Raw genomic sequence first — 19,903 nt, 5'->3', positions numbered from 1 at the left:
GACGGATAGGCTGCGGTCGTGACCGATCCCGCGCAGCTCACCCACGTCGACCCGGCGGGCGCGGCCCGCATGGTCGACGTCTCCGCCAAGCCGGTCAGCGGCCGGCTCGCCGTGGCCGCCGGCCGGTTGCGCACCACCGCCGAGGTGGTCGACCTGCTGCGCCGCGACGGCCTGCCCAAGGGCGACGCGCTGGCGGTCGGTCGGCTCGCCGGCATCATGGGCGCCAAGCGCACCCCCGACCTGATCCCGCTCTGCCATCCGATCGCGCTGCACGGCGTGACGGTCGACCTTCGGCTCACCGAGGACACCGTCGAGATCACCGCCACCGCGCGGACCGCCGACCGGACGGGCGTGGAGATGGAGGCGCTGACCGCCGTGGCGGTGGCCGGGCTGGCCCTGGTCGACATGGTCAAGGCGGTCGACCCGGCCGCCTCCGTCGACGCGGTGCGGGTGCTCCGCAAGGAGGGCGGCAAGACCGGCGAGTGGGTCCGCCCGGAGGATCGGCCGTGATCCGGGCCCGGGTGGTGGTCGCCTCCAACCGGGCCGCCGCCGGCGTCTACGCCGACACCAGCGGCCCCCTGCTCGTCGCGGGCCTGCGCGAGGTGGGCTGCGCCGTGGACGAGCCGGTGGTGGTTCCCGACGGCGAGCCGGTGGGCGAGGCGTTGCGCAGCGCCCTGGCCGACGGGATCGACGTGGTGCTGACCAGCGGCGGCACCGGGATCACCCCCACCGACCGGACGCCCGACGTGACCCGCGCGCTGCTCGACTACGAGATCCCCGGCATCGCCGAGGCGATCCGGGCGCACAGCCGCGACCGGGTCCCCACCTCCGCGCTGTCGAGAGGGCTGGCCGGGGTGGCGGGCCGGATGCTCGTGGTCAACCTGCCCGGGTCGACCGGCGGCGCGCGGGACGGCCTCGCCGTGCTCGGCCCGATCCTCGTCCACGCCGTCGAGCAACTGCGCGGCGGCGACCACTGACGCCCGGTCCGCCAGTCCACGGGGATAGGCTCGCCCGGTGAGCGCGCGGACGACGCGCGGACCGCAGTCGGTGAAGGAGGCCCCCGGTGAGCACGGAAACCGCCGCCGCCGCGGCACAGGTGGCGGCACCGCCGCCGGCCGGTTGGGAGGAGGCCCGCTCCCGGGTGTACGCGGTCGGCCTCGCCGCCGCGCTCCCCGCGGTCCGGCGGCCGCTGGCCGACACCGACGGGCACACCCTCGCCGAGCCGCTGACCACGCGGACCGACCTGCCCGCCTTCCCGACCTCAAGCGTGGACGGCTGGGCGGTGCGCGGCGAGGGCCCCTGGGACGTGGTCGGGCGGGTGCTGGCCGGCAACACCCCGCCCCCGCTGACCGCCGACGGCACCACCGTCGAGATCGCCACTGGCGCGATGGTCCCCGAGGGCGCCACCGCCGTGCTCCGGATCGAGGAGTCGAGCCGTACCGCCGACGGACGGGTGACCGGCACCCCCCGGCCGCACCCGGAGTGGCGGGAGCCGGGCGAGGAGGCGTACGCGGGTGAGGAACTGCTCCCCGCCGGCACCCCGGTCGACCCGGCGCTGATCGGGCTGGCCGCCTCCTGCGGCCACGACCAGCTGCCGGTGCGCCGGCAGCCCCGGGCCGCGCTGCTGGTCTTCGGCGACGAGCTGCTGACCGCCGGCCCGCCCGGCGCCGGCCGGGTACGCGACGCGCTCGGCCCGGCCGTGCCGGTCTGGCTGCGCCGGTACGGCTGCCAGGTGCGCTCCTCCGACGTGGTCGGCCCGGTGGCGGACACCCTCCCCGCCCACGTGGCGGCGCTGCGGTCCGCGCTGGCCAACGCCGACCTGGTCTGCACCACCGGCGGGACGATGCACGGTCCGGTCGACCACCTGCACCCCACCCTGGAGGCGCTCGGCGCGGACTACGTGGTCAACACCGTGGCGGTCCGGCCGGGCTTCCCGATGCTGCTGGCCCGGCTCGCCGGCGCCGACGGCCGGGTCCGCTTCGTCGCCGGGTTGCCGGGCAACCCGCAGTCCGCGATCGTCGCCCTGGTCTCGCTGGTCGCGCCGCTGCTCGCCGGGCTGACCGGCCGACCGATGCCGGTGCTGCCGCACGCCACGCTCGCCGAGCCGGTGCCCGGTCGGGGCGACTACACGCACCTGGCCCTGGTCCGGCTGGACCGGGCCGCCGGCACCGCCCACCCGCTGCGCCACGTCGGCTCGGCGATGCTGCGCGGGCTGGCCGGCGCCGACGGGTTCGCGGTGATCCGTCCGGGCACCACCGGCGAGGCCGGGGCGCGGGTGCCGGTCGTACCGCTGCCGCTGCTGCCCGGGGAGCGCTCGTGGTGACCGCCGACCCGACGGTGGCCGTTCTCGCGGTCACCGACCAGCCGCTCGACCTCGCCGCGCACGAGGCTGCGGTCGCCGACCGGCGGGCCGGCGCGGTCGTCTCCTTCCAGGGCGTGGTCCGCGACCACGACCACGGCCGTCGGGTCACCCTGCTGGAGTACGAGGGCCACCCGAGCGCCGCCGACGTGCTGCGTGAGGTCGCCGCCGAGATCGCCGCCGAACCCGAGGTGTACGCCGTCGCGGTGTCGCACCGGATCGGCCGGCTGGAGATCGGCGACGTGGCACTGGTCGCCGCGGTCAGCACCGCGCACCGCGCCGCGGCCTTCGAAGCCTGCGCCCGCCTGGTCGACGAGGTCAAGGCGCGCCTGCCGATCTGGAAACGCCAGGTCTTCACCGACGGCACCGAGGAATGGGTCAACTGCCCCTGACCGCTCCCCTCATGATCGGGGCCGGTGGGTGGTCAGCGGCGGGCGGTGGTGGCGGTGCGGGCCAGGCGGTCGGTGTAGAAGGCCGGCTCGGCGCCGGGGCGCCAGGGCAGCGCGGCGACCAGCACGATCAGCGCCAGCGCGAGGGAGTTCTCCATCAGCGCGCCGACGAGCCCGTCCTGGTAGTGCGACACCTCGGGGAGCTGGTGCTCGTACGGCCAGATGGGCGAGACGAGGAAGAGCAGGTAGAGCCCCGCCGCCGCGACGGCGTGCCGCAGGCCGGTCAGCGTCGGGTACCAGATCGGCGGCCGCAGCCCGGTCACCCCGGGCGGCCCCCCGTACGACGACGCCTGGCCGGCGCGCGCCGCCAAGCCCCGGCTCGCCTCGCGACGGCGTACGGCGGCGTCGGCGAGCACGACGATCGCCGGGATGACCCAGACCAGGTGGTGCGTCCAGGAGATCGGGCTGATCACGTTGGCGGTCAGTCCGACCAGGGTGAACGCGGTCAACTCGTCGCCGTCGGCCCGGGCGGTGGCGGCGCGGGAGAGCCCCACCGCCAGGATCAGCACCGAGAACGACAGCCAGAGCAGGCCGGGCGTCTCGATCGAGTCGTACAGCCGGGCGAGCAGGCCGGCCAGCGACTGGTTGGGGGTCATGTCGGCCGCGCCGACCCGCTCGGTCTGCCAGAGCACGCCGCCGAAGTAGGCCCGCGACTCCGTACCGACCAGCGCGAACGTCCCCAGCGTCACGCCGATGGTGGTGCCGACGGCGGTGGCCGCCGTCCGCCACTGCCGGGTGATCAGCAGGTAGACGATGAAGAGCGCCGGGGTCAGCTTGACGGCGGTGGCCAGGCCGATGCCCATGCCGGCCCACGCCCCGCTGTAGAGGAAGCGCACGAACGGGCCGTCGGTCGGGCGGCCGTGGGTGCCCCGCCGGGACCGCCAGCGCAGCCCGATCAGGTCGGCCATGATCAGCCCGAAGAGCAGCACGTTGACCTGGCCGTACCCGAGGGTCTCCCGGACCGGTTCGATGGCGACGGACATCGACGTCGCGATGCCCACGGTGAACCAGAGCGGCCAGCCGAGCCGGTCCACGATCGGGCGCAGCAGCGCGGCCAGCACGAGGGCGAGGGCGGCGATGCTGCCCGCCGCGTTGATCCAGCCTGCCGCCTCGACCGGCAGGCGCGCCATCGGCAGCATCATCAGGCCGGCGAAGGGCGGGTAGGTGAAGCCGAGGGTGGTGGTCGGCGCGATGAACTCGTACAGCTCGTGACCGCTCGCCCACCACACCACCGCGCCGTGGTAGATCTTCATGTCGAAGAAGTTGTACGGCCGCCCGAATGCACCGATGGCGAGCCATGCGGCATAGGCGACGGCGGCCACGATGCCGGTCCGTACGACTGTCCTACGATCGATCCCACGCGTTGCGCGACGGACTGGGGCGAGGCGGTCCAGCCGTCTACCGACGATCGCCGGCATGGCGTGGCCACCCCCGTACCAAGGTCGTCCTACCCGTCCAGGTCCGGTACGGAGCCTAGAACGGCGCCTCACGTTGATGCCTCCCGCGTTATGCGACCGTGTCCGATCCCACACATGTTTTTGACATTTCCACCGCGTTAACGGCAGTCGGGTGGTTCAGGTAATTCGCGGCCTTGCGGGGGGTGATGGCCGTATTGACGCAGGTCAGCCCGGAAGTCGCCGGGCCGTGGACGCGGAGAGGGCGGCGATCCGCGCTTCCCGACGGGCGGTACGCACCGCGCGGGTCACGGAACGTCGAGAGTGACCGATGCGATGACCGGCCCGCCAGCGCAGACCCGGCTTTCCCTCGGTGTCGGCGGCGGCGAGCAGCAGGCCGCCGAAGAGCCCGAGGTTCTTCAGGAAGTGGACCTGGTTGTTGTTGCGCATCGCCGGGTCGTCGTTCTTCCAGAACGGGTGCCCGGCCGCGGTGACCGGCACCAGCGTGCCGGCGAGCACCAGCGCGGCCGGCCGGGCGAACCGTCCGGTGGCCAGCATCAGGCCGGCGGCGAGCTGCACCGCCGCGTTGGTGCGGATCAGGGTGGTGGTGTCGGTGGGAAGCTTCGGCGCGGCGTTCGAGATCAGCGGGGCGATCCGGTCGGTGATCGGCTGGGCGGCGGCGACGAGGCGCTGGGGGTTGTAAAGGGTACGGGCGCCGCTGACCACGAAGATGCCGCTCAACATGACGCGGGCGAGGGAGCGCACGGGTTTCATGGATCAGTCATACCCCGTCCGGGCGTCCGCTACCCCGGCAACGGCCGATCCCGGACCTTCCGCCACGGACGTGACGCCACGCCGATTCGAGCGACCGTCGCTGATGGACGTGCTTCGACCGGTAACGTCGCGCGGGTGACGACCCTGCGGCTGCGCCCCGAGGACCCGGCGGACATCGCCCCGGTCCGCATGGTGCTGGCCGCCGCCTTCGCCCGCCCGGACGTCGCGGTCCCCGGCGAGGTGGCGCTCGTCGACGAGCTGCGCGACAGCGACGCGTGGATCCCGGAGCTGGCGATGGTGGCCGAGTACGGCGGTGAGGTGGTCGGCTACGCCCTGCTCAGCCGGGTCTTCGTACAGTCCGACGACGTCCGCGCCCCGGCGTTGGCGCTCGGGCCGGTCGCGGTGGCCCCGCACCGGCAGCGGATCGGGCACGGCACGGCGGCGGTGCAGGCCGGGCTGGACGCCGCGACCGAGCTGGGTGAGCGCCTGGTGGTGGTGCTCGGCGACCCCGCGTACTACCGCCGCTTCGGGTTCGTCCGGGCGGACCGGATGGGACTGACCAGCCCGTGGTCCGGTCTGGGGGAGCCGTGGCAGGCGCTGGCGCTGCCGCCGAGCACCAGCGGCGAGGGACCACCGCCGCGCGGTGAGGTGCTGTTCCCGGCACCCTGGTCCCGCGTCTGACCGGCACGGCGTGCCGTCGACCTGGCTGGTGCGCGGGGTGCCGCCGGAGAAGGCGATCCGGTCCGGCGGGCGGCGGTCAGGCGGGTTGGGTGCGCAGGTAGCGGCCGAAGTGCGGGACGGTGAAGGCGACCGTGCCCCGCTCGCCGGAGTAGATCAGGCCCTTCTTGATCAGCGCGTCCCGGGCCGGGGAGAGGCTCGCCGGCTTGCGCCCGAGCGCCCGGGCGATCTCCGCGGTCGGCACGGCCGCGTCCATGTCGTCCCGGCCGCCGCCGTCGGCCTCCCCTTCCACCAGGGACAGCGTCGCCATCGCGCGCATGTACTCGCGCTCGGCCGGGGTGGCCCGCTCGAACCGGGAGCCGAAGAAGCCGACCGCCAGTTCGGCCTCCGCCTCGGGAGCGGCCACCCGCACGTCCGCCGCGGTGATCGGCGAGCGGGGCGCGTGGTCCCAGGTCGCCTTGCCGTACGCCTGGACGAAGTAGGGATAGCCGCCGGACTTCTCGTAGAGCAGGTCGAGGGCCTTCTGCTCGTACTCGACCTCCTCCCGCTCGGCCGGCGCGCAGAGCGCCTGGTCGGCGGCGATCCGGTCGAGGCGGTCGATGCGCTGGTAGCGGAACAGCCGTTCGGAGTAGGACTTGGCCGCGCTGAGCACGGCCGGCAGGTGCGGCAGGCCGGCGCCCACCACGATCAGCGGGGCGCCGAGCTGGGACAGCTCGTGGCAGGCGGCGCAGAGCGCCGAGACGTCCTCCGGGCCGAGGTCCTGCATCTCGTCGATGAAGACGGCGATCCCGGTGCCCACGTCGGCGGCCACCGCGGCGGCGTCGCTGAGCAGCTCGACCAGGTCGATCTCGATGTCGCCGGAGTCGGCCCGGCCGCTGCTCGCCGGCACGTCGATGCCGGGCTGCCAGCGGTCGCGCAGCTTGGGGGCGGCGGCACCGCGCCCGGCGGGTGCGGAGCGCTGGGCGAACGCCTTGAGCACGCCGAGGAAGGCGTCGATCCGGTCCGGGGCGCGGTGCCGGGGAGCCAGCTCGCGGACGGCCATGTGCAGCGCGGCGGCCACCGGCCGGCGCAGTGACTGGTCCGGCCGGGCCTCGATCTTGCCGGTGCCCCAGAGATGGTTGATCGCCTGCGAGCGGAGGGTGTTGAGCAGCACCGTCTTGCCGACGCCCCGCAACCCGGTGAGCATCAGGCTGCGCTCGGGGCGGCCCCGGGCGATGCGTTCCAGGACCACGTCGAAGACGTCCAGCTCCCGACCCCGGCCGGCGAGTTCGGGCGGGCGCTGGCCGGCGCCGGGGGCGTACGGGTTGCGGACCGGATCCACGCATCGCAGAGTATCGGGCCGTCTAGCCGGGGGACTAGAGATGCCTAGACGGAGCTACCGGCGTGTCTGCGGGCCTCGACAGCAATCTTGCCCTGTCTAGCATGGACGCTAGACAGGGCAAGATTGACCTACGAGGAGTGTTTCCGCAGGCAGAGCACGTAGTCGATGACCAGGGCGATGTCTCCCCAGGGGTGGGATCAGCGCTGCTTCAGGCAGAGGACGAAGTCGAGGGTGTCCAGTTCGCTGTCGAAGAAGTACCAGTTCGTGTAGCCGGTGACCTTGGCGCACTTGGCCTCGGCGTCCTTCTCACCGCTGGTCTCGCCGTCGAAGCGCCGCAGCACCTCGTACGTCTTCGGGGCACAGTCGCTGATCAGCAATTTGGGCTTGCCGCCCGCCGGGCCCTCGTTGCGCACGCACTGCCCTGCCTTCACGAAGCGCGGATCGGCGGACGACGCCGGAGCGGGGGTGGTCGACGCCGGTTCGCCCGGCCCGGGCAGCGCCGCGCTCGGCGCCGCGGAGGCGGTGGGCGCGGCGTTCGACGTCGGTTCGTCGTCCCGGCCGGCCAGGTACCAGAGCGTGGCGGCACCGGCGAGGACGAGCACCGCCAGCACGGCCAGCACCCCGATCAGCGGACCCCGGCCCCGCTTCGGCTGCGGCGGCGTCGGGTCGCCGAGGTAGGCGGTCGGGCCGGCCGACCGGTACGGCTGGCTGGGCGGGTGGACCTCGGTGGCCGCCCACCCCGGCTGCGGGTACGGCTGGTGCGTGTGCGGCTCGCCCCACGCGGGCGGGCCGTGCGGATCCGGTGCGGCGCCGTACGCGTCGTCCGGGCGTCGCCCGCCCCAAGGCTCCGGGGCGCCGCCACCCGGTGGCCCGTAGTTCGCCATGCACGCCTCCTGCGTACTCGGTCCTGAGAGGCCGGACACCCGTGCGGGACACCGACGCCGTGGTCACCGTAGCGTGGTCCACCGATGAGCTCACCTCCCGCAAGTGCGACACCCACCCGGCCGGGCCTGATCTGGACGGCGCTGCTGCTGGTCTACGTCCTGTGGGGCTCCACCTACCTCGGCATCCGGATCGCCGTGGAGTCCATGCCGCCGCTCGCCTCGGCCGCCCTCCGGTTCGCCGCCGCCGGGCTGGTGCTCGCCGTCGTCCTGCGGGTGCGACGCGGCCCGGGGGCGTTGCGGGTCGACCGGCGTCAGCTCGCCTCCGCCGCCCTGGTCGGGGTGCTGCTGCTGGCCGGCGGCAACGGCCTGGTGGTGCTCGCCGAGGCGGGTCCGCCCGGGGTGGCCGTGCCGTCGGGCATCGCCGCGCTGCTGGTGGCCACCGTCCCGCTGCTGGTGGTGCTGCTGCGCACCGCCACCGGCGACCGGCCGCGCGGCTGGACCTTCGCCGGAGTGACGCTCGGCTTCCTCGGCCTGGTGCTGCTGGTGCTGCCCACCGGCGGCACGGGCGCGGTGCCGCTGGCCGGCGCGCTCACCGTGGTCGCCGCGGCCACCTCCTGGTCGGTCGGCTCGTTCCTGTCCGGTCGGCTGGCCATGCCCGGCGACCCGTTCGTCGCCACCGTGTACGAGATGTTCGCCGGCGCGGCGGCCCTCGCCGTGGTCGCCCTGGCCAGGGGCGAGCTGCGCGACTTCTCGCCGGGCGAGGTGACCGGCCGGTCCTGGGCGGCGCTGGCGTACCTGATGGTGGCCGGCTCGCTGGTGGCCTTCACCGCGTACGTCTGGCTGCTGCACCACGCGCCCATCTCACTGGTCGCCACGTACGCCTACGTCAACCCGGCCGTCGCGGTCGGGCTCGGCGCGCTGCTGGTCGCCGAGCCGATCACCGCGCAGGTGCTGCTGGGCGGCGCGGTGATCGTGGCCGGCGTGGCGCTGGTGGTGAGCACGGAGCGACCCCGGCGGCCGGCGGCGGAGCCCGCCGACGGGGCAGCCGCGGAACCTGCGCACCGGTAACGTCCCGGCCCGTGTCCGTCGGGCTGCTGACCGTCGCCGCGCTCTGCGGCGGCCTCGTCGGTGCGGCGGCGCCGACGTTCGGAAGCCGGTTCACCACCGACCGGTTCGCCACCGACCGGTCCGCCACCGACCGGTGGACGGTCGGCTGGGCGGTCGTCGGGGCGGTGGTGTTCGCCGGGCTGGCCGCCGCGCTCGGGCCGGACCCGGCGCTGCCGGCGTACCTGTTGGTGGCGGCCGTCGGTGTGGTGCTGGCGGTGGTCGACCTGGCCTGCCTGCGGCTGCCCGATCCGCTGGTCGGCGCGGCCGCCCTCGGCGGCGTCGCCGGCCTCGGGGTGGCCGCGCTCGCCGCCGGCACGCCGGGCCGCCTGGCGGTCGCCCTCGCCGGGGCCGCGCTCTCGTTCTCCGGGTACGTCCTGCTGGCGCTGCTGCCCGGCGCCCGGCTCGGCTTCGGCGACGTCAAGCTCGCCGCCGCCCTCGGCCTGCCGCTCGGCTGGCAGGGCTGGCCGACCCTGGGCTACGGGCTGCTCCTGCCGCACCTGCTCAACGGCGTGCTGGTGCTGGCCCTGCTGGCCGCCCGCCGGGTACGCCGGGACACCGCCCTGCCGTTCGGCCCGGCGCTGCTCGCCGGGGCCTGGCTGGCCGTGCTGCTCGCCTGAGACCCGGCCGTCCGGCGGTCCGGTCCACTCGACGGCCAGCTGGTGGGCGTGTCGGGAGCCTGGCTGGTGTCGCCGCGAGTGATATGCCTGCCAGGAATAAATATGCCTGACAGGCATATCGGTCACCGGGAGGTGATGCCGCCGCCTCCCGTCACTGCGAGTGGTCGGCGTCGGTGCCAGGCCGCCTCGGACCGCGGCAGGTCGTCTGTGCGGCCCGGCGCCGGACACCTCGCCGTCCGCTGCAACCGCCCACCGCGGTCGGAAGCCAGCCGGCAGCCAGCCAGCTAGCCAACCGATCACGTCAGATCAGGCGGAGCTGGCGGTCCTTCGGTCGGCGGGGCTCGGTCTCACCGAAGCGCTCGAAGAGCCCGGCGTCGATCACGTCGAGGAACGGCGACGGCCGGCAGTCCCGCTCCGACCCGTGCCGGACCCGGCGGGCGGCGTGGCTGACGTAGAGCCGGTCCTGGGCGCGGGTCAGGCCGACGAAGAAGAGCCGCCGCTCCTCGGCGACCGCGTCGTCGTCCGGCTCGGTGCCGGGCCAGCGCAGCGGCAGCAGCCCGTCCTCGGCCCCGACCAGGAAGACCACCGGGAACTCCAGCCCCTTGGCGGCGTGCAGGGTGAGCAGGGTGACCGCCTCGGCGCGCGGGTCGAGCGCGTCCACCTCCGCGCCGGTGGCGAGCTGGGACAGGAACAGCCCGAGGTCGTCGCCGCAGCGGCGGGCCAGCGGGGTGAGCAGGTCGACCGCCGTGCGAACGTCCTCGGGGCGTACCGCGGCGGCGCCGTCCAGCGTCGGCACGGCGAAGCGCTCCGCCAGCACCTGGCCCGCCAGCCGGACGCGGGCCGGCAACGAACCGTCCAGCCCGTCGGCGTGCCGCAGCTCCCGGGCGATGGCGGTCACCCCCGGCCGGTCCCGCAGCCGGTCGTGCGAGCGCTTCTGCACCGGGATGTTCGCCCGGGCGAGGGCGTCCACGATCGGGGCGGCCTGCGCGTCGGTGCGGTAGAGCACCGCGATGTCGGAGAAGGAGAGCGTGGTCGACCGGCCGTCGATCCGGCCCGAGTCCAGCGACCGGTGGGACAGGCCGCCGACCAGCTCGTCGACGGTGCGTACCACGAAATCGGCCTCGTCGGCGACGGAGGCCGCCGGGTAGCGGCCGACCAGCGGGGCCTCCGGGTCGAGCCGGGCCGGGTCGAGCCGGCGGCCCCGCACCAGCGACGACGGCGCGATGGCCTGCACGGCCGCGGCCAGGATGGGTGCCGACGAGCGGTAGTTGCGGTTCAGCCGGACCAGCCGGGCGTCGGTGAAGTCCTGTGAGAAGCGCAGGAAGTAGCCCACGTCGGCGCCGCGGAACGAGTAGATCGCCTGGTCCGGGTCGCCGATCGCGCAGAGGTTGCCGTCGGCGGGGCTGAGCAGGCGCAGCAGCTCGTACTGGACCGCGTCGACGTCCTGGTACTCGTCGACGAAGATCCACCGCCAGCGTTCGCGGTAGTCGCGCACCAGCTTCTTGTCGGCCCTCAGCAGCGCGACCGGCAGGGTCAGCAGCTCGTCCAGGTCGACCAGGTCCTGCTTGCGCAGCAGCGCGGTGTAGCGGTCCGGGTCGTCGCCGGCCTCGGCGCGGGCGGCCGCCCGGTCGGCGTCGTCGGCGATCCGGAAGTCCGCCGGCAGCCCGGCGGCCGCCGCGTTCTCCCGCAGGATGGCCAGCCCGAGCGAGTGGAACGTGCCGACGGTGACGTCCTCGGCCACCGGGCCGAGCAGCCCGTCGAGGCGGTGCCGCAGCTCCTCGGCGGCCCGTCGGGTGAAGGTGATCGCCAGGCACTGCTCGGGGAAGACGTTCAGCTCCGCGCAGAGGTAGGCGATCCGGTGGGTCAGCGTCCGGGTCTTGCCGGTACCGGGACCGGCCACGATCAGCAGCGGGCCACCCGGCGCGGACGCGGCCACCCGCTGCATCGCGTCCAACCGGTCCAGCAGGCCGGTGCCGACCTCCTCCATGCCGGCGAGCATCGGCTCGAACGGCTCGTGCGGCGAGGGCGCCGGCGCGATCGGCGGGGGAGGCGGCGGCGCGGCCTTCCGCTTCGGCTCGGCCTTCGGCGCCGCCGGGCGACGGACCTTCGCCTTCGCCGCCGGCTCCGCGGGCCGTCGCTGCGCCGGCACGGGTACGTCGAAGAGCGTCTCCGCCTGCGCCCCGGTCGCCTTCCCGCCCAGCTCGGCGGGGTCGAAGAGGGTGATCACGCCGTACTCGCCGTCGTAGCCCGGCACCCGGCGGACGTCGCCGCGGCGCAGCCGGCCGATCCCCTCGGCCAGCAGCTCGCCACCGACCCGCCCGATCTCGTCGAGCGGGGTACGGGTGAGGAGCTCCAGCTCCGGGCCGAGCGCGGCGACCAGCTCGTGGAGCTTCCCCTCGACCTTCTTGCTCCGCGCACCCACCTTGTTGATCTCGCCGAGGATCTCGGCCAGCGGCACCAGGTGGGTGACCTCGCGGGCGTGCGCGGGGCGGTGCCCCGCCGGCCGGTCGGCCAGCTCCTCGACCCGGCTCAGCACGCCGACGGTCAGCGGCTTGCCGCACTCCGGGCAGCGCCCGCCGGCCTGCCGGGTCCGCTCCGGCGACCAGTTGACGCCGCAGAGCCGGTGCCCGTCCGCGTGGTACTTCCCCTCCTCCGGGAAGAACTCGATCGTCCCGGCCAGCCCGTCGCCGGTGCGCAGCGCCTCCCGGATCGCGAAGTAGTCGCGGTCGGCGGAGAAGACCGTCGCCTCCCGGGCCAGCGCCGGCGGGGAGTGCGCGTCGGAGTTCGACACGAGCTGGTAGCCGTCCAGGCTGCCGACCCGCCAGTTCATCTCCGGGTCGGAGGAGAGGCCGGTCTCCACCGCGAAGACGTGCTCGGCCAGGTCGGCGTAGCAGTCGGCGATCGCGTCGAAGCCGGACTTCGAGCCGAGCGCGGAGAACCAGGGCGTCCAGATGTGCGCCGGCACCAGGTAGCCGTCGCCGCTGGCCTCCAGGGTGATCTCCAGCAGGTCCCGGGAGTCCAGGCCGAGGATCGGCCGGCCGTCCGACCCGAGGTTGCCGATCCGGCCCAGCGCCGTGTTGAACCGCGCCACCGCGTCCAGGTCGGGCAGGTAGATCAGGTGGTGGACCTTGCGGGTCCGGTCGTCCCGCTTGTAGATCGTGGAGATCTCCACGCTGAGCATGAACCGGACCGGGTCGGTCTCCGCCTCGCTGGCCAGCCGGGGCGGCAGCCGGCGGGCGATGTCCCGCTCCGCCTCCGGGGCGAGCCGGTAGAGCCCGGGCTCGGCCGGATGCAGCGTCTCCCGCAGGTGGTCGTACCAGGCGGGGTGGGTGAAGTCCCCGGTGCCGAGCACGCCGATGCCCTTGCGCCGGGCCCACCAGCCGAGGTTGGGCAGGGTGAGATCGCGGCTGCACGCGCGCGAGTACTTCGAGTGGATGTGCAGGTCCGCGACGAACGGCGGGACGCCACCGGGGGGTGCGGCGCTGAACGGAGGCACGCCGCATCCTGTCACGGCCGGTCCATCACCCGCCCGCCGCCACGCGTACGCGTGACCTGAGCAATCCGGTGCTGGACTCCGCAGCCCGGTCGCGCTATGAGGCGCGGAGTTCCACCAGGGTGATCTGCGGCGGGGCGCCGACCCGCACCGGCGGGCCCCAGAATCCGGCGCCGTTGGTGACGTACACCTTCGTGCCGTCCACCTCGCCGAGCCCGGACACGACCGGTTGCTGGAGCTTGACGGCCAGGTTGAACGGCACGATCTGGCCGCCGTGGGTGTGCCCGGAGAGCTGCAGGTCGACGCCGAACTTCGCCGCCTCGTGCGCGGCGACCGGCTGGTGGGCGAGCAGCACCACCGGGCGACTCGGGTCGCGGTCGCCGAGCGCGGCCGCGAAGTCGGCGGGCGCGGCCAGGCCGATGCCGGCGGCGGTCACGTCGTTGACGCCGGCCAGGTCCAGCACGCCGCCCCGGGCGCCGATCTCCTGCCGCTGGTTCTGCAACACCCGCAGGCCGAGCCGGTCCACCTCCTGGACCCACTCCTCCACCCCGGAGTAGTACTCGTGGTTGCCGGTGACGAAGAAGTTGCCGTAGCGGGACCGCAGGCCGCGCAGCGGCGCCGCGGCCTCGCCCAGCTCGGCGACCGAGCCGTCGACCAGGTCGCCCACGATCGCGACGAGGTCGGCGTCGAGGCGGTTGATCGCGGCGACGATCCGTTCGGTGTGCTCCCGCCCGCGCAGCGGGCCGAGGTGGATGTCGGAGACGGTGGCGATCCGCAGCCCGTCCATGCTGCGCGGCAGCTTCGCCAGCGGAATCCGGACCCGGTCCAGCTCGGGCGGGCCCGTCGCCACCCGGACGCCGTAGCCGGTGACGCCGGCTGCGGTGAGCCCGGCGAAGATCGCCGCGCCCCGGGCCAGCAGCAGCCGGCGCGAGGCGTCGTGGTCGGGCTGGTCCACCGCGTCGACGGCCGGCGGGCCGGCGGCGCCGGCCGCGCCGACCAGCACCGGCTCCGGCGCGGCGGCGGTCGACTCGGCGACCGCCGACCGGCGGCGCAGCACCAGCCGGGCGACCGCCATCGGCACTTCCAGCACCAGCAGCAGGACCAGCAGGTAGAACATCACCGCCAGCCAGAGGTAGCCCGGCCAGGCCAGCCAGAACGCCCCGACCGCCCGGGTGCCGGCCATCGTCGCCGGTACGAGCAGCGCCAGCAGCAGCGCGGCGACCGCCCCGATCCGCCGCCACCGCCCGGGACGGGTGGTGTCCTTGACCAGCCGCTTCCACAGGTAGAAGTGGATCAGGCCGATGATCAGGGCCAGGGTGGCCAGGAACGCCAGAGTCGCCAACATGCCAGCCCTTTCTCAGCCGCCTGCGAAGGGTGGCAGCACGTCGATCGTGACCCCGGCCGGCAACGGTGTCCCACGATCATGACAGCGCACCCCGTCGACCAGGAAACTCGCCACCTCCAGCACGGCGGCCAGCCCTGGCCCGTGGCGCTCGGCGAGTTCACCGACCAGTTCGTCCAGCGACCGGCCGGCGGATGTGGTCTCCTCGGTGCGGCCGGCGGCGGCGCGGGCCCCGGCGAAGTAGCGGACGGTGAGGTCCACGGCTCAGCCTCCGATCGCGGACATCGGCCGGGCCGGTTGCAGGAACGTGGGATCGTCGATGCCGTGCCCGGCGCGCTTGCCGCGCATCGCCGCCTGCCAGCGGCGGGCCAGCTCCGCGTCGTCCGCCCCGCCGCGCAGCGCGCCGCGCAGGTCGGATTCCTCGGTGGCGAAGAGGCAGGCCCGGATCTGGCCGTCGGCGGTGAGCCGGGTCCGGTCGCAGTCGCCGCAGAACGGCCGGGTGACGCTGGCGATCACGCCGACCCGGGCCGGTCCGCCGCCGACCAGCCAGGTCTCGGCGGGGGCCGCGCCCCGCTCCGCCGGGTCGGGCGTCAGGGCGAACGCGCCGGCCAGCGAGGCGAGGATCTCGTCGGCGGTGACCATGGTGGCCCGGTCCCAGCCGTGCTGGGCGTCCAGCGGCATCTGCTCGATGAACCGCAGCTCGTAGCCGTGGTCGAGGGCGAACCGCAGCAGCGCCGGGGCCTCGTCGTCGTTGACGCCCCGCATCAGCACCGAATTGACCTTGACCGGGGTGAGCCCGGCGGCGGCGGCGCCGGCCAGCCCGGCGAGCACGTCGGCCAGCCGGTCCCGCCGGGTCAGCCGGCTGAACCGGTCGCGGTCCAGGGTGTCCAGCGACACGTTCACCCGGTCCAGCCCGGCCGCGCGCAGCGTGGGGGCGAGCCGGTCCAGGCCGATGCCGTTGGTGGTGAGGGAGATCCGGGGGCGGGGGGTCAGCGCGGCCACCTCGGTGACGATGCCGGCCAGCCCCGGCCGGATCAGCGGCTCGCCGCCGGTGAAGCGGACCTCGGTCACCCCGAGCCGTTCCACGGCGACCCGGACCAACCGGACGATCTCGTCGTCGCCGAGCAGCTGCGGCCCGGCCAGCCAGGGCAGACCCTCCGCCGGCATGCAGTACGTGCAGCGCAGGTTGCACTTGTCGGTCAGCGAGACCCGCAGGTCCCGGGCGACGCGGCCGTACCGGTCGACGAGGACGCCCTTGGCGGGCGGGGCGGCGGTCACCCGTCGACCGTAGCGCGGCCGGTCCCGCCCAGCGCTGCTCGGGCGGCCCGGGTGACCGCATCCCGGTACGTCGCGCCGAAGGCGGCGGTGTGCACCAGCAGCAGGTGGAGCTGGTGCAGCGGCAGTCGTTCCCGCCAGCCGTCGGCCAGCGGCCACTCCTCCCGGTAGGCGCCGACGATCCGGTCGAGGTGCGGCGCGCCGCCGAAGAGGGCCAGTTGGGCCAGGTCGGTCTCCCGGTGCCCGCCGTGCGCGGCCGGGTCGACCAGCCAGGCCCGGTCGTCCGCGCCCCAGAGCAGGTTCCCCGGCCACAGGTCGCCGTGCACCCGGGCCGGCGGCTCGTCGCCGCCGAACTCGCCGATCCGGGCGACGACCTGCTCCACCAGCGCGGCGTCCGCGCCGCCGAGCGCGCCGCCAGCCACCGACAGCGCCAGGTACGGCAGCAGCCGACGCCGGGCGAACCAGTCCGGCCAGGGCCCCTCGTCGGGGGTGTTGTCCTGTGGCAACGGGCCGATGAAGCCGGGCCAGTCGGCGCCGAAGGCGGACGCCGCGGCCCGATGCATCCCGGCCAGCTCCCGGCCGAACCGTTCGGCCGCCTCCGGGGACGGCTCGCCCGACTCCACCCAGTTCAGCGCCAGCAGCTCCGGCAGGACCACCACCACCTCCGGTACGGCCACCGTGCCCGCCGCGCGCAGCCAACGCAGCCCGGCCGCCTCGCTGGCGAAGAAGCCCTCCGGCACCGGTCGGTCGGCCCGCTCCGGCCAGCTCTTGGCGAAGACGGAGTGACCGTCGTCCAGGGTGAGCCGGGAGGCGGCGCAGACGTCCCCGCCGGAGACCGGCGTCTCCCGGATCCGCTGGTGGGTCAGGAACGTCGGCAGGTGCTCCGGATGTGTCCGCAGGTACGCCAGGTCCATCAGCGCAAGGTAGCCGCTCCCTGCCGCAACCGGGGGATTCCGAAGCCTGGCAAATCAATGACCTGCGGAAACACTCTCCGTGTCTGTGGACAACCCGCGTGTCGTCCACAGGGCCTGTCGGCCGCGCTCCCCGGGTCGCAGGCTGCCGGCATGACCGCGACCGACCGCCCCCGGCTCACCGTCCGCTCGCCCGCCGACCTGCTCGCCGCCGTGCCGTACCTGCTCGGCTTCCACCCCGCCGACAGCGTCGTCGTGGTGGCGATGCGCGCCCAGCGGGTCGTCTTCGCCGCCCGTGCCGACCTGCCCGACCGTGGCGCCGACCCCCGGCTGCCCGCCGACCACCTCGGCGGCGTCCTCGCCCGGCAGGACGCCGACGCCGCCACCGTCATCGGGTACGGCCCGGCCGACCGGGTCACCCCGACCGTCGACGCGGTCCGCGCCGCACTGACCACGGCCGGCCTGACCGTGCTCGACGCGATGCGGGTGACCGACGGCCGGTACTGGTCGTACCTGTGCGCGGAGGCGGCCTGCTGCCCGCCCGACGGCACCCCGTACGACCCGGGCAGCAGCGAGGTCAGCGCCGCCGCGGTCTACGCCGGTCAGGTGGCGCTGCCCGACCGGGCCGCCCTCACCGCCCAGGTGGCCGCCGCCGACGGGCCGGACCGGGCGGCGATGCGGCAGGCCGGCGTCCGGGCCGAGCGGCGGCTGCTCACCCTGCTGACCGAGGCGCCCGCCGCCGACCTGCTCGGCGGTCGCTCGATCCGGGCGGCCGGCGTCGCCGCCGTCCGGGACGCCCGGCGGGCGCACCGCCGGGGCGAGCGGCTCACCGACGACGAGGTGGCCTGGCTCAGCCTGCTTCTGACCCACCTCCCGGTGCGCGACCACGCCTGGGAACGCACCGACGGGCGGGAGGAGGACATCGACCTCTGGGGCGACGTGCTGCGCCGTGCCGAGGAGGAGCTGATCGCCGCGCCGGCGAGCCTGCTGGCCTTCGCCGCCTGGCGAGCCGGCCAGGGCGCGCTGGCCGCGGTCGCGCTGGAGCGGGCGCTGGCGGTCCACCCCGACTACTCCCTGGCCCAGCTCCTCGACGACCTGCTCCGCCGCGGCGTACCCCCGGCCGAGCTGGACGGCTGGCCGGCCGTCGGAGAGCCGGGCGTGGTCCGGCGGCGTCCCCGCCGGCGACGACACGTGCGGCGGGGCCTCGGATGAGGGTCGTGCGGGAACTTCTTCCGGCGGGCGGCTCAGTCGACCAGCATCCGGTGCCCGCCGGCGTAGACGTTCATCGTCCGGCCGCGCAGGAAGCCGACCAGCGTCATCCCGGCCTCCGCCGCCAGGTCGACGGCGAGCGAGCTGGGCGCGGAGACCGCCGCGAGCAGCGGTACGCCGGCCATCCACGCCTTCTGGGTCAGCTCGAAGCTGGCCCGACCGGAGACCAGCAGCAGGTGCCCGGCCAGCGGGAGGCGACGTTCCCGCACCGCCCAGCCGACCACCTTGTCCACCGCGTTGTGCCGGCCGACGTCCTCCCGCAGCACCACCGGCTCGCCCTCGGCGGTGAACAGCCCCGCCGCGTGCAGGCCCCCGGTGCTGTCGAAGGCCCGCTGGGCCGCCCGCAACCGGTCGGGCAGCGCGGCGAGCACCTCGGCCCGGACGGTGAGCGGATCGTCCACCACCGGGTACGGCGACCGGGTCCGCACCGCCTCGATGCTGGCCTTGCCGCAGACGCCGCACGAGCTGGTGGTGTAGAAGTTCCGCGACGGGTCGGTGGTGGGCTCCGGCACGCCCGGGGCGAGCACCACGTCCACCACGTTGTAGGTGTTCGGGGTCTCCGCCCCGGCGCAGAGCTGGGCGGTGAGCACGTCCTCGGTCGACCGGATCAGCCCCTCGGTGAGCAGGAAGCCGATCGCCAGATCGATGTCGTCGCCGGGGGTACGCATGGTGACCGCGAGCGGCCGGCGTCGACCGGGACCGGCCGGCCCGACCCGGATCTCCAGCGGCTCCTCCACCGAGAGGGTGTCCGGCCGGCGTACCGGGGCGCGTCCGCCGGCCACCGCGTCGAGGTCGATGCGGAGCACGCTCCGCCGGTCAGTGGCCCGTCCCATCCCGCCATCCTCCCCCGCCCGCCGGACGACCCGCACCACGACGCCAGCCGGCGTGCAAGCCCGCCGATCCCTTTCGCTGGTGGGGAAGTGCGCGCAACGGGCGCTGACGACCTGCCCGATGACGACGCCCTCACCGGGATGGACCCGGCGGTGGCCGGCGGCGCCGTCCGGGCAGACGGGCCCGCCGATCCCGCGCGGGCGGTGGGCGGCCGCCAACCGCTCGGCGACCCGGACGACGACGCCGGCCGGCCGGGCGGGTCGGCGCGAGGCTACGGTGGCCGGGTGACGGCGTATGCGGCGGTGGTGCTCGCGGGCGGTGCGGCGCGCCGGATGGGCGGGCGGGACAAGCCGGCGCTGCCGGTCGGTGGAATGCCGATGCGGGAGCGGGTGCTGGCGGCCGTCGCCGACGCGGCCCCGCGGATCCTGGTCGGGCCGGCCGGCGCGGTCCCCGGCGACGTGCTGGTGACCCGCGAGCGACCGCCGGGCGGTGGCCCGGTGGCGGCGACCGCGGCCGGGCTCGCCCTGCTGCCCCCCGACCCGACCACCGTCGCCCTGCTCGCCGCCGACCTGCCGCTGCGCACCCCGGAGGCGGTCGGCGTGCTGCTGCGCGCGCTGCACCCGGAGCCCGACGGGGCGCCGCCGCGCGGTCACGTGGACGACGGGCTGGACGGGGTCTGCTTCCTCGACGACCGGGGCCGGCGGCAGCCGCTGTGCGGTGTGTGGCGGACGGCGGCGTTGCGGGACGCGCTGGCCCGCCTCGTCGGGCGTCGGGGCGGTACGCCCGACGGCGCCTCGATGCGGGAGTTGCTCGCCGAGCTGAGGGTGCGTGACCTGCCGTGGTCCGGCAGCGGCCCGCCGCCGTGGTTCGACTGCGACACTGACTCCGACGTACGCCGGGCGGAGGAGTGGACGCGATGACGATGATGGACGACTGGCTGACGGCGGCCTGCGCCGAGCTGGGGCTCGACCCGGCCGAGGTCCCGGTGCCGGCGGTGCTCGACCTGGCCAGGGACGTCGCCCACCAGGTGCTGCGGCCGGGCGCTCCGGTGAGCGCGTACCTGCTCGGGGTGGCGGTCGGGCGCGGCGCCGACCCGGCGGGCGCCGCCGCGCGGCTGAGCGCCCTGGCCGCGACCTGGCCGGTGGAGCTGGGCGGCGACCGTCCCGACTGAGTCGCACCCGCCGCGTTGTCCGATCCCG

Annotated in this window: 20 protein-coding genes; 10 read left to right on the top strand and 10 right to left on the bottom strand. The window is 75.2% G+C overall.

The features are described from left to right. Positions 1-18 precede the first annotated feature (18 nt). The 4 genes from moaC to KBX37_RS01905 all read left to right on the top strand — a co-directional run bounded on the left by moaC (position 19) and on the right by KBX37_RS01905 (position 2,751). Positions 19-510, top strand: coding sequence for a cyclic pyranopterin monophosphate synthase MoaC (gene moaC / locus KBX37_RS01920; RefSeq protein WP_210773943.1), 492 nt, complete (start codon positions 19-21; stop codon positions 508-510). Beyond that, positions 507-977, top strand: coding sequence for a molybdenum cofactor biosynthesis protein B (locus KBX37_RS01915; protein WP_210773941.1), 471 nt, complete (start codon positions 507-509; stop codon positions 975-977). The genes moaC and KBX37_RS01915 overlap by 4 nt, the downstream gene beginning before the upstream one ends. Before the next feature lie 86 nt (positions 978-1,063). Beyond that, the gene (locus tag KBX37_RS01910) at positions 1,064-2,323 is read left to right on the top strand and encodes a molybdopterin molybdotransferase MoeA (protein ID WP_210773939.1); all 1,260 of its coding nucleotides are present in this window, start codon (positions 1,064-1,066) and stop codon (positions 2,321-2,323) included. Next, positions 2,320-2,751: a molybdenum cofactor biosynthesis protein MoaE gene (locus KBX37_RS01905; RefSeq protein WP_280839100.1), complete on the top strand. Its 432-nt coding sequence runs from the start codon at positions 2,320-2,322 to the stop codon at positions 2,749-2,751. The genes KBX37_RS01910 and KBX37_RS01905 overlap by 4 nt, the downstream gene beginning before the upstream one ends. 32 nt (positions 2,752-2,783) lie before the next feature. Here the strand turns inward: KBX37_RS01905 and KBX37_RS01900 are convergent, their stop codons facing one another. Both KBX37_RS01900 and KBX37_RS01895 read right to left on the bottom strand, forming a co-directional pair. Then, positions 2,784-4,226 carry a glycosyltransferase 87 family protein gene (locus tag KBX37_RS01900; protein ID WP_210773937.1) on the bottom strand — a complete coding sequence of 481 codons (1,443 nt, stop codon included), beginning with the start codon at positions 4,224-4,226 and terminating at the stop codon, positions 2,784-2,786. Positions 4,227-4,430: 204 nt separating this feature from the next. Beyond that, positions 4,431-4,976, bottom strand: coding sequence for a DoxX family protein (locus KBX37_RS01895; protein ID WP_210773933.1), 546 nt, complete (start codon positions 4,974-4,976; stop codon positions 4,431-4,433). Positions 4,977-5,111: 135 nt separating this feature from the next. Here KBX37_RS01895 and KBX37_RS01890 point away from each other — a divergent pair, with 135 nt between their 5' ends. Further along, complete coding sequence (locus KBX37_RS01890) at positions 5,112-5,657, top strand: GNAT family N-acetyltransferase (RefSeq protein WP_210773931.1); 546 nt, start codon at positions 5,112-5,114, stop codon at positions 5,655-5,657. Between the two features lie 76 nt (positions 5,658-5,733). Here KBX37_RS01890 and KBX37_RS01885 read toward each other — a convergent pair whose 3' ends face one another. Both KBX37_RS01885 and KBX37_RS01880 read right to left on the bottom strand, forming a co-directional pair. Then, positions 5,734-6,975 (bottom strand): ATP-binding protein, encoded by a 1,242-nt coding sequence (locus tag KBX37_RS01885; protein ID WP_210773929.1) that lies wholly within the window; start codon positions 6,973-6,975, stop codon positions 5,734-5,736. 197 nt (positions 6,976-7,172) lie between these two features. After that, on the bottom strand, positions 7,173-7,859 hold the full coding sequence (locus KBX37_RS01880) for a flagellar basal body protein FliL (RefSeq protein WP_210773928.1): 687 nt from the start codon (positions 7,857-7,859) through the stop codon (positions 7,173-7,175). An 84-nt stretch (positions 7,860-7,943) separates the two neighbouring features. Between KBX37_RS01880 and KBX37_RS01875 the strand changes: the two genes are divergently transcribed. Then, entirely contained in the window at positions 7,944-8,927 is a 984-nt protein-coding gene (locus KBX37_RS01875; protein WP_210773927.1) for an EamA family transporter, read from the top strand. An 11-nt stretch (positions 8,928-8,938) separates the two neighbouring features. Continuing rightward, complete coding sequence (locus KBX37_RS01870) at positions 8,939-9,583, top strand: A24 family peptidase (RefSeq protein ID WP_307848916.1); 645 nt, start codon at positions 8,939-8,941, stop codon at positions 9,581-9,583. Positions 9,584-9,884: 301 nt separating this feature from the next. On the opposite strand, the gene KBX37_RS01865 is transcribed toward KBX37_RS01870, so the two are convergent. The 5 genes from KBX37_RS01865 to KBX37_RS01845 all read right to left on the bottom strand — a co-directional run bounded on the left by KBX37_RS01865 (position 9,885) and on the right by KBX37_RS01845 (position 16,607). Beyond that, positions 9,885-13,079: a UvrD-helicase domain-containing protein gene (locus KBX37_RS01865; RefSeq protein ID WP_210773921.1), complete on the bottom strand. Its 3,195-nt coding sequence runs from the start codon at positions 13,077-13,079 to the stop codon at positions 9,885-9,887. A gap of 94 nt (positions 13,080-13,173) precedes the next feature. Then, entirely contained in the window at positions 13,174-14,421 is a 1,248-nt protein-coding gene (locus tag KBX37_RS01860) for a metallophosphoesterase (RefSeq protein WP_210773919.1), read from the bottom strand. A gap of 12 nt (positions 14,422-14,433) precedes the next feature. Further along, the gene (locus KBX37_RS01855; protein ID WP_210773917.1) at positions 14,434-14,679 is read right to left on the bottom strand and encodes a MoaD/ThiS family protein; all 246 of its coding nucleotides are present in this window, start codon (positions 14,677-14,679) and stop codon (positions 14,434-14,436) included. Positions 14,680-14,682: 3 nt separating this feature from the next. After that, entirely contained in the window at positions 14,683-15,696 is a 1,014-nt protein-coding gene (gene moaA, locus KBX37_RS01850; RefSeq protein WP_210773915.1) for a GTP 3',8-cyclase MoaA, read from the bottom strand. Beyond that, positions 15,693-16,607, bottom strand: a complete 915-nt coding sequence (locus KBX37_RS01845) for a fructosamine kinase family protein (protein ID WP_210773912.1) — start codon at positions 16,605-16,607, stop codon at positions 15,693-15,695. Before KBX37_RS01845 ends, moaA begins: the two co-directional genes overlap by 4 nt. A gap of 150 nt (positions 16,608-16,757) precedes the next feature. Between KBX37_RS01845 and KBX37_RS01840 the strand changes: the two genes are divergently transcribed. Further along, entirely contained in the window at positions 16,758-17,816 is a 1,059-nt protein-coding gene (locus KBX37_RS01840) for a DUF4192 domain-containing protein (protein ID WP_210773910.1), read from the top strand. Between the two features lie 32 nt (positions 17,817-17,848). On the opposite strand, the gene fdhD is transcribed toward KBX37_RS01840, so the two are convergent. Then, positions 17,849-18,706, bottom strand: coding sequence for a formate dehydrogenase accessory sulfurtransferase FdhD (fdhD, locus tag KBX37_RS01835; RefSeq protein ID WP_210773908.1), 858 nt, complete (start codon positions 18,704-18,706; stop codon positions 17,849-17,851). A gap of 87 nt (positions 18,707-18,793) precedes the next feature. Between fdhD and KBX37_RS01830 the strand changes: the two genes are divergently transcribed. Further along, on the top strand, positions 18,794-19,624 hold the full coding sequence (locus KBX37_RS01830; protein ID WP_307848915.1) for an NTP transferase domain-containing protein: 831 nt from the start codon (positions 18,794-18,796) through the stop codon (positions 19,622-19,624). Next, positions 19,621-19,875, top strand: coding sequence for a DUF6457 domain-containing protein (locus tag KBX37_RS01825; protein ID WP_210773906.1), 255 nt, complete (start codon positions 19,621-19,623; stop codon positions 19,873-19,875). Before KBX37_RS01830 ends, KBX37_RS01825 begins: the two co-directional genes overlap by 4 nt. The last annotated feature ends 28 nt before the right edge of the window (positions 19,876-19,903 follow it).

This window comes from Micromonospora sp. U56, from assembly GCF_018070095.1.
GTDB lineage: Bacteria > Actinomycetota > Actinomycetes > Mycobacteriales > Micromonosporaceae > Micromonospora > Micromonospora purpureochromogenes.
Note: the sequence above shows the minus strand (reverse complement) of the source record. Positions and strands in the feature narration are given on the sequence as shown.

Excerpts from the sequence above, each read along its gene's own strand:
- KBX37_RS01875 (WP_210773927.1), top strand. The coding sequence starts at position 7,944 with ATGAGCTCACCTCCCGCAAGTGCGACACCCACCCGGCCGGGCCTGATC.
- KBX37_RS01900 (WP_210773937.1), bottom strand. The coding sequence starts at position 4,226 with ATGCCGGCGATCGTCGGTAGACGGCTGGACCGCCTCGCCCCAGTCCGT.
- fdhD (WP_210773908.1), bottom strand. The coding sequence starts at position 18,706 with ATGGGACGGGCCACTGACCGGCGGAGCGTGCTCCGCATCGACCTCGAC.
- KBX37_RS01895 (WP_210773933.1), bottom strand. The coding sequence starts at position 4,976 with ATGAAACCCGTGCGCTCCCTCGCCCGCGTCATGTTGAGCGGCATCTTC.
- KBX37_RS01880 (WP_210773928.1), bottom strand. The coding sequence starts at position 7,859 with ATGGCGAACTACGGGCCACCGGGTGGCGGCGCCCCGGAGCCTTGGGGC.
- KBX37_RS01845 (WP_210773912.1), bottom strand. The coding sequence starts at position 16,607 with ATGGACCTGGCGTACCTGCGGACACATCCGGAGCACCTGCCGACGTTC.
- KBX37_RS01825 (WP_210773906.1), top strand. The coding sequence starts at position 19,621 with ATGACGATGATGGACGACTGGCTGACGGCGGCCTGCGCCGAGCTGGGG.
- KBX37_RS01840 (WP_210773910.1), top strand. The coding sequence starts at position 16,758 with ATGACCGCGACCGACCGCCCCCGGCTCACCGTCCGCTCGCCCGCCGAC.
- KBX37_RS01860 (WP_210773919.1), bottom strand. The coding sequence starts at position 14,421 with ATGTTGGCGACTCTGGCGTTCCTGGCCACCCTGGCCCTGATCATCGGC.